Below are 13,899 nucleotides of genomic sequence, written 5' to 3'. Positions count from 1 at the left end.
ACCTTCCTTGAGTCTTATTCATATCATAATTATATAAAATTTTACGAACTATAACAAGTTTTTTTTTATTTATGTTCATTTTTATTTTTTATTTATACTTATATTATCTTTATTAATAATATAATCTACACTTTCACTATCAACAAAATTTAATACATATTTATATCTTATTGCATAATATTTATCGCTCCAACCTAACTGATTTTTTATATCTTCTTCATCTGCTCCAAGCCTTAAAGATATAGCCGCAAATGAATGCCTAAAATCTTTCGCTGAATACTGAGAAAGACCAGCTAAATCTAAAGCTTTTCTTACTATTAGCCTTACATTCCTATCTGTTATAGAGTTGCTTTTTTGCGTTGTAAATATAAATTCTTCTGTAGGCATTATAACTTCTGTTAATCCAGAGTAGTTTCTATAATCTTCTATTAATTTAAAGCAATAAGGATGAAGCTTTACAATTCTTTCTTTTCTGCCTTTGCCTAGTTTAGTATAATAATTATTTTTCTCATCTAGCATAAGGTCTTTCCATTTTAAATTTACTAATTCATTTAATAAACACCCTGTAGTAATTAAAAATACTATAATAACTCTATCTCTTATGTTTAGCTTATAAAGTATCTCTATGAGTTTGTTAATCTCTTGAATGCTAAGTACATCGTCTTTATTTTTTATTCTACTGACTTCCGGCTTTTCTACATACCTAAATGGATTTATCTCTATATACTCTTCTTTTAATAAAAAATTATAAAAACTATGTAAGTAACTATATATTTTTTCAGATGTAGATTTAGCATAATTTTCTTTAACATTTGCTATAAATTTTGTACAATCTTCCTTATTAGCATAGATAAGTTCTTTATCCTGTATAAATTCCTTAAACGATATTATTTTAGATAAATAATCATGTTTTGTTGTCAGATTTAGCTTTTTTGAAAACTTCTTGAAAATTTCATATTCATAGTCATCTAATTGTATAGTTTTATTCATAATTTCTCCTTTCTTATCTGTTATTTTCTTTATATTGACATATAATTACTACTATTGATATACTATAAGTTGACGTTTATTTACGTTTATTATGATTTGTATTGGAGGTAATTAATTTGCTTGAAAATTTTATCGAGATTTTAAAAGTTATTCTTTTAGGTATAGTCCAAGGTATTACAGAATGGTTGCCTGTAAGTAGTACTGGACATATGATATTAGTTGATGAATTTGTAAAACTTAACTTTTCAGATACTTTTGTTAGCACATTTTTAGTTGTAATTCAGTTAGGTTCAATATTTGCTGTATTTACAATATTTTTTAAAAAATTGAATCCCTTTGACGCTTCAAAATCGAAAATCCAAAAAAACGAAACGATTGATTTATGGCTTAAGGTTATAGTCGCTGTTATTCCATCTGCAATTTTAGGTTTTTTATATGATGATGTTATAGAAGCAGCATTCTTTAATCCTACTACTGTTGCTACTGCACTTATAGTATACGGGGTAATAATGATAATTCTTGAAAATAGAAATAAAAAACCTAAGTTCAGTAATTTTTCTCAGGTTACATATAAGTTAGCAATAGGTATTGGTTTGTTCCAATGTTTAGCGCTTATACCTGGTACATCTAGATCAGGATCTACTATAATAGGTGCTGTATTACTTGGTGCATCTAGATATGTCGCAGCAGAGTTCTCATTCTTCTTAGCTATACCTACAATGCTTGGAGCTAGTGGATTAAAACTTTTAAAAGCTGGTTTTGCATTTAGCGGTTTTGAATGGATGATGTTAGCCCTAGGTTCAGTTGTTGCCTTTGCAGTTTCAGTTTTTGTTATAAAGTTCCTTATGGATTATATAAAGAAACATGACTTTAAGGTATTTGGTTACTATAGAATAATTTTAGGAATAATAGTTCTTAGTTATTTCTATTTACTTAAATAGAACAATAAAAGAAGCACAATTGTGCTTCTTTTTATTTTGACTCTATAAGAAGCTTTATTATATCACTAGAGTTTTCATTAAATGTTGTTATTATACTTAAATAATCACATGCTCTAGTTATAGATAAATATACCTTGTTCAAATCTCCTACAAAATCATTTATTTGATAATCTTGTTCTTTATCGTTAATAGTATGATTATACAACATTTCTAGTTCACACACTATCAATGCTTTATATTCTAAATTGTTTATAGTATATATGTTAGAAATTGTTACTCCAAGTTTTTTACTTATATTGGTTAAATTTTCTTCAGCATATATATACGGAATATTTGCTTCCTCTAAAGCTTTTTTAAGCATGTATTGGAAATAAATTGTTTTCCCATTTTTTAATTTCTTTTTATTATAAGGATATATTATACAAATTTCAGAATAATGTAGTCCTTTTTTACTTATTAAGTATTCGATTTCCCATATAAGAGAACTTATTTGGTCATCTAAATCACTTACCTTTATTATATCTACAGCTTTATTTCCAACTCTTATAGGCTTTGTTTGATAGAATTCGTTGTATATTTTATTATCTCTTAAGTTTTTTATATAATCATTTGCATTTTTTGCAAAATTGTTAGTAAACTTCACAAGATCTTCACTTTGTTTATAATTTTTTTCTAAAATTACAGTTTCTTTAAATTCTATACCCTCTAAATTATATTTAAATATATTTAAATCACTACTTATATTAAGCGATTGACAGCAAAAAGCATTAAATATGAACTTTGTTTTATATAAAAATTCTTGTATAAATGATATTTCATCTTTGTTGAAGTTTTCTACTTCATCTATAAATATACCTTTAAACATATTTTTATTTTTTATTATATTTTTAGCTTGCTTAACTAAATTATTAAAAGTTTTTTCATAATCTTGTTTAAGATTATTATAATCAACTATAAGATTATATTTTTTAGCTAATTTAAATATAAATGAACTATACGTGTAGATTTCTAAATTATTATTAGCTTTATATACTAGTTTAACCTTTTCTCTCAATTCATTACAAGCTTGTTTTGAATCTGTTAATATTAAGAACTTATGATGTGGATATAACCTCGCTAACTTTATACCTCTAGACAACATTATTGTAGTTTTACCAGTTCCAGATCCGCCTTTAAATAAAGTGTTTCCATATTTTATAGACGAAGCCTCTATTATTTGATTAGTATCTAGCATAGTTGCACTATATTTATAGTCTTGGTCATAAAATGAAATTTTTTTAAATTTTTTATTTAAATGTTCTCTTTCATTTAATAAATAGTATTCCGGACAAATATCTAGTAAAAATAAGTTTAAATCTATTTCATTATTAGTTTCTACTAAATAATCGTTTATTTTTTCTTTATTATCTATAATATTTTTAAGCTTATTTTTATCTACAATATGATTATTCACAAATTCTTTAAATTCATAACCATTATCTATTTCTACATATGGCATTATAAATATATAGTTGTAGTCTATCTTCTTATCTAATTGCTTCATTCTTAAATTTAGTAATTCATTTTCCTCATTCATAACTTCTAATAATTCTTCTTCCAATATAAAGAATAAATCCTCTGTTGTATCCATAAATTTTATAAATAAAATTTTATTATCCTTTATATATAGCATGTCTGTATTTATTCCTTTAAAAGGAGTGATTTTTGGTATCAAATTAACATCTTCTTGTATCTTATCATAAAAGATTTTTTCAATCTCTTTTATCTTTAAGGCATCTAGCTCAGAATTAATATTTATATATTTATTCATCTGATATTCCCCCCTTATTTACTAATAATTATATCATTTTATGATATAATTTACTATCTTTGCTTATTTAATCTAATATATTTATTTTATTTTTACATAATTTTAATCTTTAACAATTTAATGAATTAATTTAATTTTTTATGTTTTATCAAATGTTAAATATTTTACTTGTTACTACTAAATCTCCCTAAACAAATTAATTTTTATAGTTTTTCTCTAACCAAATATTTATCTTTCTTCTCACTTCATTCTCTTTTACTTCATCAAACATTAAATCATTAATATCATAAGTTTGAATTAAATTTTCTACATTTGTTGGATATTCTAAAAAATGTCCATTTCTATTTTCAAATCCTACACTCATTATTTCATACTTATCTTCTTCTCCATTAAGTACAACACCATATTCTATTTCTTTGTAATTTTTATTATCATGACTTTTTGTCATTTTTACATATTGGTTTTCAGATAATTTATTTAACATAAAATTACTCCTTCTATATTGTATTTTTATATTTATTATTACCATTTTATCGTTTTTATATTGCTTATTTTATTATAAATCTCTGCCTTTTCCCGAATCACTTATATTTATTAATTTTTCTGGGTATGGATTGAAAAATGTTTGATTAATTGCAACTTCATCATCAAACCTAATGCAATATATTTTTGTTGCTACTAATAATGCACTGTACGGTATTTTTTTATCTTTATACGATTGTAATAATTTTTCGTAATTTTCAACTTCATTTATAGTTAAATCATTCTTATACTTATCAAAAATTTCTTTAACAACTTTTATTTTATTATTTTCTTGTCTTTTAGCATTTAGAATTTCTTGTACCTTATTTTTGTAAACTGATATAGTTTCTTTATTTAACTTATTACTTTTTATTATATAATCTAAGTCTTTTGTAGCTTTTTCATTATATGATTTTAATAACATATAATTTTCATTGTGATATTCAAATATATTTTCACTACATTTAAGGTTATTAATAGCAAATATCTTTGTTAAAAATTCATCTCTTATATTATAATTTTTTAGTCTGCCTTCATCTTCTATTGGGACATTTGAGTAACCATTAATTATTTTTTCTGAGAACAAACCTCTCCCTTTTTTACTTATACTATATTTATTTCCTTTAGGATATATCTTTACATCTTTAATACCACAAGAGGGAGATTTACTTTTTAATATAAATCCATCTATATCTTTTATTTCACTTAAAAACTCTTCTGCAAATTCATTCATATGAGTCGTACAGTCAAATTCAGAGTTTCTTTGTATTAACTTATACTCCTCTCCATGCTTTTCAATTCTAATAGGATCTCTAGGTGTAGATAATCCTATTGACACTTCAGGACAAACAGTTTCTATATCTATATATTCTTTTAGATTAGCTATAACCTTATCTTCAAATCCCTGGCCGTCATACCTACATTTTTCTGAATTCAAACATCTGCTAATAATCAATTTAGGTTTTCTCATATTTATGTCACTCCATATATTTTTATTTAAATTTATTATTTTCTTATTAGCAAAGTTTTATTATTCAAATTTTACCTTATTTTTAATTTCGCATTAAAAAAAAGAGGTATAAAACCTCTTTTCTATTTATTTAGCATATTCTATTGCTCTAGTTTCTCTTATTATACTTACTTTTATTTGACCTGGATACTCAAGCTCATCTTCGATTTTCTTAGTCATATCCCTAGCTAATAAGTGTATATCTTCGTCACTAACATTTTCAGGTTTTACCATTATTCTAACTTCTCTACCTGCTTGTATAGCAAACGATTTTTCTACTCCTTCATATGAATTAGCTATTTCTTCTAACTTCTCTAATCTTTTAATATAAGCTTCTAACGTTTCACGTCTAGCACCTGGTCTAGCTGCTGATATAGCATCTGCTGCAGTTACTAAAACGGCTTCTATCGTTTGTGGCTCATAATCTCCATGATGTGTACTCATAGCATGTATTATATCTTTAGATTCTTTATATCTCTTTAATAAGTCCATACCTATCTCAACATGCGTACCTTCCATTTCATGGTCTACAGATTTCCCTATATCGTGTAATAAACCAGCTCTTTTTGCTAACTTAACATCAGCACCTATCTCAGCTGCCATTATCCCTGCTATATGTGCAACTTCTATAGAATGCTTAAGTACATTTTGCCCATAACTAGTTCTATAATTAAGTCTACCTAATAATCTAACTAACTCTGGATGTAGTCCATGTACAGCTGTTTCGAATGCAGCTTGTTCCCCATATTCTTTTATTATACTGTCAACTTCTTTTTTGGCCTTTTCAACCATTTCTTCAATTCTAGCTGGATGTATTCTACCATCACCTATTAGTTTTTCAAGTGCAATTCTTGCAACTTCTCTTCTTATAGGATCAAATCCTGATAAAATTACAGCTTCAGGAGTATCATCTATAATAAGATCTATTCCTGTTAGAGTTTCTAACGTTCTTATATTTCTACCCTCTCTACCTATAATTCTACCCTTCATTTCATCATTAGGTAAATTTACTACTGTTACAGTAGTCTCTGCAACATGATCTGCTGCACATTTTTGGATAGCATAACTTATTATTTCTCTTGATTTCTTTTCAGCTTCTTCTTTAGCTTGAGACTCTATTTCTTTTATCATTATAGACATCTCACGTCTTACTTCTCTTTCAGCATTAGTCAAAATAATTTCTTTTGCTTTATCAGAAGTTATTCCGGAAATATTCTCTAGCTTTTCTAGTTGCTTAACCTTTATACCTTCTACTTCTTCTTCTTTTTTTGCTACATTTTTTAACCTATCACCTAAACTAGTTTCTTTTGATTCTAAGTTTTGTAATTTTCTATCTAGTACTTCTTCTTTTTGTATCACTCTTTTTTCATACTTTTGTAAGTCAATTCGTCTTTCTTTGTTTTCTCTCTCTGCTTCAGTTCTCCATTTATGGATCTCTTCTTTAGCCTCTAATAGCTTTTCTTTTTGCACTGTTTCTGAATCTCTGTTTGCTTTGTCTATTATTTCTTTGGCTAAATTTTCAGATTGGCCAATTTTAGCTTCAGATATATTTTTTCTTACAAAATATCCAACTAAAATACCCACGGCTCCACCTAAAATTATTACTATAGTATCTATGACATCCACCTCCTTTGTTAATAATCCCAAAATGTCACTTTCTAAACCTTTTTTAATCATTTTTATAATCACAAGTACAACTATGATATAAAATAAGATATCATTAAATACTCATAGTATGTGTTGTAATAACAACAAAACACCTTTATTTTTTATTTATAAGAATATTTTGCTATAAAATCAAATTTAGATATTCTATCTTTATTTAATTTTATAATTTTTTCTAACGCATGTCAAGTTAATAGGAGGTGTGTATGTCTTTTATTATTCTAAATTTTGTAATTTGTCATCTTTTTCTGATGTATCATCTTCATTTTCATCTAAATTGTAGTGTTTTCTAACTTTTTCATCTACTTCATTTATTAAATCTTGATTGTCAAATAAAAACTTTTTAGCATTCTCTCTACCTTGTCCAAGTTTTATTTCATTATAAGCATACCAAGACCCTGATTTTTTAATTATATCTATATCAGCTGCTATATCTAATAAATCTCCAATTTTAGATATACCTTCTCCATACATTATATCAAATTCAGCTTGTTTAAATGGTGGAGCAACTTTATTTTTCACTACTTTTACTCTTGTTCTACTTCCTATTACTTTATCACCTTGTTTTATTGAATCTATTCTTCTAACATCTAATCTTACAGAAGAATAGAATTTAAGTGCACGTCCTCCAGTTGTTGTTTCTGGGTTACCGAACATTATACCAACTTTTTCTCTTAATTGGTTTATAAATATAGCTACACAATTTGATTTTTTAATAGACCCCGTTAATTTTCTTAATGCTTGAGACATAAGTCTAGCTTGAAGACCAATATGACTATCTCCCATATCCCCTTCTATTTCTGCTCTTGGAACAAGTGCTGCAACTGAATCGACTACTATTATATCTATAGCACCACTTCTTATAAGTGCTTCAGCTATTTCTAAAGCTTGTTCTCCTGTATCTGGTTGAGATATTATTAAGTTATCTATATCTACACCTAATGCTTTTGCATATATTGGGTCAAGTGCATGTTCTGCATCTATGAATGCTGCTATTCCACCTTGTTTTTGAGCTTCTGCTACTGAATGTAGTGCTACTGTTGTTTTACCTGAAGACTCAGGTCCATAAATTTCTACTATTCTACCCTTTGGAAGACCACCTATACCAATTGCTATATCTAATCCTATAGATCCAGTTGGTATAACATCTATTACCATAGATGTAGCTTCTCCTAATTTCATTACTGATCCCTTACCAAAATCCTTTTCTATTTGACCTAATGCTTGATTAAGTGCTTTTAGTTTATCTTGTTCTATACTCATATTTTTCCATCCCTTCATCTATATAAATTACAAACATTTGTTCTATAACTATATATTAATTATATCGTATATTTTAATTTACGTCAATTCTAAAAAGTATTTTGTATTTAATTATTTAGATTATTTATGCGTTATTTTTTTAATCATATTCTTAAGTAAAATTTTCCTATATTACCTTTATTTATGTACCAATATTGCTATTTTTATACAGTTTATTAAGTTTTAATTATTGTTTAATATGTACACTTATTATTTTAAGCTTATTACTAAAACTCCTAGCTAAATATCATTTAAATTTCCTAAGCAATAAAAAAAGCAGCGAAGATTTTATATAACCTTCACTGCTTTTTTTATTATTTGCTATTCATAAATAACTCTTTATTCTTATATAAATATTCCCATCCAGAATATAATGTAAGTAACGTAGCTATTAATATAACTATATCTCCTATATTTGTTAATAGTGGATTTACAAAATGTGCACCTAATAATATTATTATTATCGATGCCATTTGGCTTATCGTTTTTAACTTTCCTCCACCACTAGCTGCTATTACTTTTCCATCCGCTGCTGCTATAGCTCTTAATATGCTTACAGTAAGTTCTCTAGCTACTATTATTATAACCATCCAACTTGCAACAAGACCAACTTCTATCATACATGTAAGAACTGATATAACTAGAAGTTTATCTGCTAGCGGGTCCATAAATTTTCCAAAATCTGTAACTAAATTATGTTTTCTCGCTATATGTCCATCCATAGCATCTGTTATAGATGCTACAATAAAAATTATACAAGATATTAAGAATTTATTTGGTATGTTAAGTAACATTACCACTACTAAGACTGGTATTAAAAATATCCTAAATAAAGTTAATTTATTAGGCAAGTTCATCTACTACATCCCCCATTAAATCATACTCTAATGCATTGTTTATTTTAACAATTACAAAATCGCCTGCATTAAGTTGATTTTTAGATTTTACATACACTATACTATCTATCTCTTCTGCATCCCCTTGAGTTCTTCCTATATATACATTGTCTTCTATTTGTTCCTCTATCAATACTTCATATATATTTCCAACTTTTTTAGCATTAAGTTCTTGAGATATACCTTGTTGTACTAACATTAAAGCATCTCTTCTCTCAGCTTTAACTTCTTCTTCTAAATGGTTAGGAAGTTTGTCTGCTGCTGTGTCCTCTTCTCTTGAATATGCAAATGCACCTAATCTATCAAACTTTACTATTTTTGCGAAATCTACTATTTCTTTGAAGTCTTCTTCAGTTTCACCTGGGAATCCAACTATTATTGTAGTTCTAACTGTCGCATCAGGTATATGAGTTCTTATCATTTCTATTTTTGATAATATATCTTCTTTAGTAGTTTTTCTGTTCATTAGTTTTAATATTTTATTACTCGCATGTTGTACAGGCATATCAAAGTAATTGCATATGTTATCATATTTCTTTATAACTTTTACTAATTCTTCAGTTATTGATTCTGGGTATGAATACATAATTCTTATCCACTTTAATCCGTCTATGTTTGCAAGTTCTTCTAAAAGCTCTGGTAACATTTCTTTTCCATATAGATCACATCCATATTTTGTTGTATCTTGTGCTATAACTACAAGTTCTTTTACACCTCTAGTTGCTAAATCTTTGGCTTCTTTTATTACATCTTCCATTTTCCTACTTCTGTATTTTCCTCTTAACTTTGGAATTATACAATAAGTACAATGATTGTCACATCCTTCACCTATCTTTAAATAAGCCATATGACTTGGAGTTGATATGTATCTTGGAAGTTCTTCATTGTAAGCAAATTCTATATCATTAAGACTTACTATTTGCTTTTCTTCCTTTAATCCATTTATTATCTCATCTATATTTTGGTAACTTCCTGTACCAACTATTGCATCTATTTCTGGTATTTCAGTTTTTAACTCCTGTGCATACCTCTGTGCTAAACATCCTGTAACTATAAGTATTTTTAAATTTCCATTAGTTTTATATTCTGAAAGTTCTAAAATAGTATCTATAGATTCTTGCTTAGCAGACTCAATAAATCCACATGTATTAACTATTATTATGTCAGCTTCTGAGAATTCTCCAACTAACTTATATCCTTTTTTGTTTAGTATTCCCATCATTATTTCTGCGTCTACTAGATTTTTAGAACATCCTAGTGATTCTAGTGCTATTTTTAACATTATATTGCTCCTTCCACTGCTGCCTTATGAAATACCATAGCTTCTTCTAAAGCTATATTCATATCATCAAAATTGATTTCTGTATTGTATGTATATTTTTCTACAGAATGCATATATAAAGGATCATAGTATTCTACTAAATACTTTTCTACTAAGTCCTCATATTTTCCTTCTTCTAATAAAAGAATATATCTATCTATTCTTTCATTTCCAAGTCTTTTTCTAAATTTATTTATACAATCTTTTAAAATATCTAAATTATCTTTTTCATCTATATAATCTCTACAAAGTCTTTTAACTCTATTTTCTAAGCTACATTCCAAAAGTACATGATATCCATCTCTTATTATAGCTTCATAAATTTCATTTGGCACAGATACATGCCCAACTCTTTTACTTTCACTTTCTATAAATATATAATCACTCTTTGAGAAATATAAATCTTCAAAAATCTTAGTTTCAAATTTTTTCTGAGAAGGTGGTTTTTTATCATGAGTTATAAATCCAAATGTAGATCCACTGTTTTTAGCTAATCCCTCTAAATCAATATTATCTATCCCTTTGTCTTCTAACATGTATAATAAATCTGTTTTCCCAGCTCCTGTAAGCCCATGAACTACTATAAATTTCTTAGTATCCATTATACTATTTAAGTAATCTAATACAAAATTTCTATAAGCTTTATAACCACCCTCAAGTTGGTATACTTCTACACCTAAAGATGCTAATAAATTCACCACAGATCCACTTCTCATCCCGCCTCTAGCACAATATACAACTATATGGTCATATTTGTTAGATAGTTCATTAGATTGTAAATATATGTCTTTTAATTTATATGATGCATAATCAAATCCTTTTTTTATGGCTTCATCTTTACCATGGTTTTTATATAAAGTTCCAACGTCTTCACGCTCTTCATTTTTGAACAAAGGTATATTGACAGCATTTAATATGCTATCTTCATTATATTCAGCCTCGGTTCTTACATCTATAAATATTACTTTTTTAAGGTTTAGTGCGTCTTTAATTTTTATTGTTTTCAATTTTATTCACCTTCTAAATTTTGCAAGTCTTGTTTGCTCATTAAAACCTTTCGTGGTTTACTACCTTCGCTTTGTCCAACTATACCTCTTTCTTCCATAGAGTCTATAAGTCTTGCAGCTCTATTAAACCCAATTTTAAACTTTCTTTGTAACATAGATGAAGATCCTTGTCCGCTCTCTACTACAAATTCTATAGCTTGGTCTAAAAGTTCATCTTCGCTACTAGATTTAGTCATTGCTGGTTTAGATATAGTTTCCATTATGCCTTGTTCATATTTTACATCTTCTTTAATTTGATTTTTTACAAAATCTATTACTTTTTCTGATTCACCCTCAGATATAAAGGCACCTTGAAGTCTTACTGGTTTAGCTGCCCCTAGTGGGTAAAATAACATATCACCTTTACCTAGTAATTTTTCCGCTCCACCCATATCAAGTATCGTTCTAGAATCAGTTTGAGACGAAACAGCAAATGCTATTCTTGATGGAATATTTGCTTTTATAACTCCTGTAATAACATCTACAGATGGTCTTTGAGTTGCTACTATTAAGTGCATACCAGCTGCCCTTGCCATTTGTGCTAATCTACATATATAATCTTCAACATCATTTGCACTTGCCATCATTAAATCTGCAAGCTCATCTATTATTATTACAATTTTGGGTAATTTATCTTCACATTTTTCATTGTAACTTGTAATATCTTTAACTTGATTTTCTGCAAATAATTTATATCTTCTATTCATTTCAACCACAGCCCAATTAAGTGCGTTGGCAGCTTTTTTAGGGTCTGTAACTACTGGTGTTAATAAATGTGGTATCCCATTATAACTTGCAAGTTCTACAACTTTTGGATCTATAAGCAATAATTTAACTTCATCAGGCTTTGCTTTGTACAGTATACTACTTATTAAAGTATTTACACATACACTTTTTCCTGAACCTGTTGATCCTGCAATAAGTAAATGTGGCATTTTTCCTATGTCACCTATTACAGTTTTTCCGCTTATGTCTTTACCTAAAGCCATTGCAAGAGGTGAATCAAATTTCTTAAATTCATCACTTTCTAGTACTTCACGAACTGTTACCATTTGTGCATTTTCATTTGGAACTTCTATACCTATTGCACTCTTTCCTGGTATCGGTGCTTCTATTCTTATACTTTTAGCTGCTAAGCTTAAAGCTATATCATCTGTTAAGTTTACTATTTTGCTTACCTTAACTCCTGGGCTTGGCTGTATTTCATATCTTGTTATAGTAGGACCTACTGTAACTTGATTGACTTTAGCTTCAACTCCAAAGTCTGCCAATGTTTTTTCTAGTAAAGATGCATTTTTTAAAACTTTCTTTTTACCATTTTCATCAGTCTTTTTATCTACTTTATTTAATATTTCAAAAGTAGGTTTTTTATAATTTTTATAATTTTCTTCTGGTTTTATATCTATTCCTTGTGTTTTTTTATCATCAAATGTTTTAGATGTTTTAACTGGTTGTTCTTTAACATCTTTACACTGTTCTTTATTAAAGCTTTGAAGTTCTTTTAATACATCTAGTTCTGACATACTTTGAGTTCCCTCTAATATTTCTAGATACTCATCTTCAGCTTTATTAAATCCTACTATTTTTATAGTTTTGTCATCAACTTCATCTATTTCATTGTCTATATTTAATACTGGCTCTTCATTTTTTTCTTTCTTATTTTTGGACATAAATCCTTTTAACAAGCCTTCTTTTTTAATCATTGTAGCTTCATCTACTTCATCAGTCATCATCTCAAGTGCAGATTTTTTCATATTAGAAACTTTATCTTTTAAATTAAGATTTCCATTTTTAGCACTAGTTGATTTTGCTTTTATATTTAGTATTAAATCTTTTACAGATATATTAAATGTAAATAATAATACTATTACAAGAGCAAATATACTTATCATCCATCCACCTGTTATACCAAATACCTTGCTTATATAGTATATTATAGTTGTAGCTATTAGACCTGGTCCTTTACCATTAACACCCATTTCCATTACAGGTTTCAACATTTCAGAATTTAGTGGGCTATCTACTGGCAAGTTTCTTGAATTTAATAATCCATAAAAAACAAATATAAATATGAGTCCAATATAATAAGCCTTAGTGTTTTTTAATCTATATATATATTCATTACCTTCAAAGAACCCAAGTATACCTGTTAGTATAACTATAAATGGAATAACTATTGAAAGTGATCCAAATAAACCTTTAAAGATTGTTTGCATCATGCTTCCTATTAATCCCATAGAGCTCGAATTTAAACTATATAATAAAAATATACCTATAAATATGGTTACTAAATTATGATATTCTCTACTAAAACTTAATTGACTATCTTTCTTTTTACTTTTCTTCTTTTTAGCCACCCATCTCACCTCTCATTTGTAATTTAGCTAGTCCAATCAT

At 27.4% G+C, this 13,899-nt stretch carries 11 protein-coding genes; 1 reads left to right on the top strand and 10 read right to left on the bottom strand.

Features of this window, described 5'->3' with window-relative positions:
- Positions 1-81: 81 nt before the first annotated feature.
- On the bottom strand, positions 82-990 hold the full coding sequence (locus QOZ84_RS07205) for a tyrosine-type recombinase/integrase (RefSeq protein ID WP_284132276.1): 909 nt from the start codon (positions 988-990) through the stop codon (positions 82-84).
- A gap of 116 nt (positions 991-1,106) precedes the next feature.
- Between QOZ84_RS07205 and QOZ84_RS07200 the strand changes: the two genes are divergently transcribed.
- A complete protein-coding gene (locus tag QOZ84_RS07200; protein WP_284132275.1) occupies positions 1,107-1,931 on the top strand; it encodes an undecaprenyl-diphosphate phosphatase in 825 nt (274 codons plus the stop codon).
- Positions 1,932-1,962: 31 nt separating this feature from the next.
- On the opposite strand, the gene QOZ84_RS07195 is transcribed toward QOZ84_RS07200, so the two are convergent.
- The 9 genes from QOZ84_RS07195 to QOZ84_RS07155 all read right to left on the bottom strand — a co-directional run bounded on the left by QOZ84_RS07195 (position 1,963) and on the right by QOZ84_RS07155 (position 13,859).
- Positions 1,963-3,741: an AAA family ATPase gene (locus QOZ84_RS07195; protein WP_284132274.1), complete on the bottom strand. Its 1,779-nt coding sequence runs from the start codon at positions 3,739-3,741 to the stop codon at positions 1,963-1,965.
- 196 nt (positions 3,742-3,937) lie between these two features.
- Positions 3,938-4,225: a hypothetical protein gene (locus QOZ84_RS07190; RefSeq protein ID WP_284132273.1), complete on the bottom strand. Its 288-nt coding sequence runs from the start codon at positions 4,223-4,225 to the stop codon at positions 3,938-3,940.
- A 72-nt stretch (positions 4,226-4,297) separates the two neighbouring features.
- Positions 4,298-5,233: a DUF523 and DUF1722 domain-containing protein gene (locus QOZ84_RS07185; protein ID WP_284132272.1), complete on the bottom strand. Its 936-nt coding sequence runs from the start codon at positions 5,231-5,233 to the stop codon at positions 4,298-4,300.
- A 126-nt stretch (positions 5,234-5,359) separates the two neighbouring features.
- Complete coding sequence (gene rny, locus QOZ84_RS07180; RefSeq protein ID WP_026900567.1) at positions 5,360-6,898, bottom strand: ribonuclease Y; 1,539 nt, start codon at positions 6,896-6,898, stop codon at positions 5,360-5,362.
- A 255-nt stretch (positions 6,899-7,153) separates the two neighbouring features.
- Entirely contained in the window at positions 7,154-8,200 is a 1,047-nt protein-coding gene (gene recA / locus QOZ84_RS07175; RefSeq protein ID WP_284132271.1) for a recombinase RecA, read from the bottom strand.
- A 353-nt stretch (positions 8,201-8,553) separates the two neighbouring features.
- Positions 8,554-9,096 (bottom strand): CDP-diacylglycerol--glycerol-3-phosphate 3-phosphatidyltransferase, encoded by a 543-nt coding sequence (gene pgsA, locus QOZ84_RS07170; protein WP_284132270.1) that lies wholly within the window; start codon positions 9,094-9,096, stop codon positions 8,554-8,556.
- The gene (gene rimO / locus QOZ84_RS07165; RefSeq protein ID WP_284132269.1) at positions 9,083-10,417 is read right to left on the bottom strand and encodes a 30S ribosomal protein S12 methylthiotransferase RimO; all 1,335 of its coding nucleotides are present in this window, start codon (positions 10,415-10,417) and stop codon (positions 9,083-9,085) included. Before rimO ends, pgsA begins: the two co-directional genes overlap by 14 nt.
- Positions 10,417-11,463, bottom strand: coding sequence for a tRNA 2-selenouridine(34) synthase MnmH (gene mnmH / locus QOZ84_RS07160; RefSeq protein WP_284132268.1), 1,047 nt, complete (start codon positions 11,461-11,463; stop codon positions 10,417-10,419). Before mnmH ends, rimO begins: the two co-directional genes overlap by 1 nt.
- Before the next feature lie 2 nt (positions 11,464-11,465).
- Positions 11,466-13,859, bottom strand: coding sequence for an FtsK/SpoIIIE family DNA translocase (locus QOZ84_RS07155; RefSeq protein ID WP_284132267.1), 2,394 nt, complete (start codon positions 13,857-13,859; stop codon positions 11,466-11,468).
- Positions 13,860-13,899 lie beyond the last annotated feature (40 nt).

This window comes from Romboutsia sedimentorum (assembly GCF_030131845.1).
Lineage (GTDB): Bacteria > Bacillota > Clostridia > Peptostreptococcales > Peptostreptococcaceae > Romboutsia_D > Romboutsia_D sedimentorum.
Note: the sequence above shows the minus strand (reverse complement) of the source record. Positions and strands in the feature narration are given on the sequence as shown.

Coding starts and splice junctions, on each gene's coding strand:
- QOZ84_RS07205 (WP_284132276.1), bottom strand. CDS start 990: ATGAATAAAACTATACAATTAGATGACTATGAATATGAAATTTTCAAG.
- QOZ84_RS07195 (WP_284132274.1), bottom strand. CDS start 3,741: ATGAATAAATATATAAATATTAATTCTGAGCTAGATGCCTTAAAGATA.
- QOZ84_RS07190 (WP_284132273.1), bottom strand. CDS start 4,225: ATGTTAAATAAATTATCTGAAAACCAATATGTAAAAATGACAAAAAGT.
- QOZ84_RS07185 (WP_284132272.1), bottom strand. CDS start 5,233: ATGAGAAAACCTAAATTGATTATTAGCAGATGTTTGAATTCAGAAAAA.
- recA (WP_284132271.1), bottom strand. CDS start 8,200: ATGAGTATAGAACAAGATAAACTAAAAGCACTTAATCAAGCATTAGGT.
- pgsA (WP_284132270.1), bottom strand. CDS start 9,096: ATGAACTTGCCTAATAAATTAACTTTATTTAGGATATTTTTAATACCA.
- rimO (WP_284132269.1), bottom strand. CDS start 10,417: ATGTTAAAAATAGCACTAGAATCACTAGGATGTTCTAAAAATCTAGTA.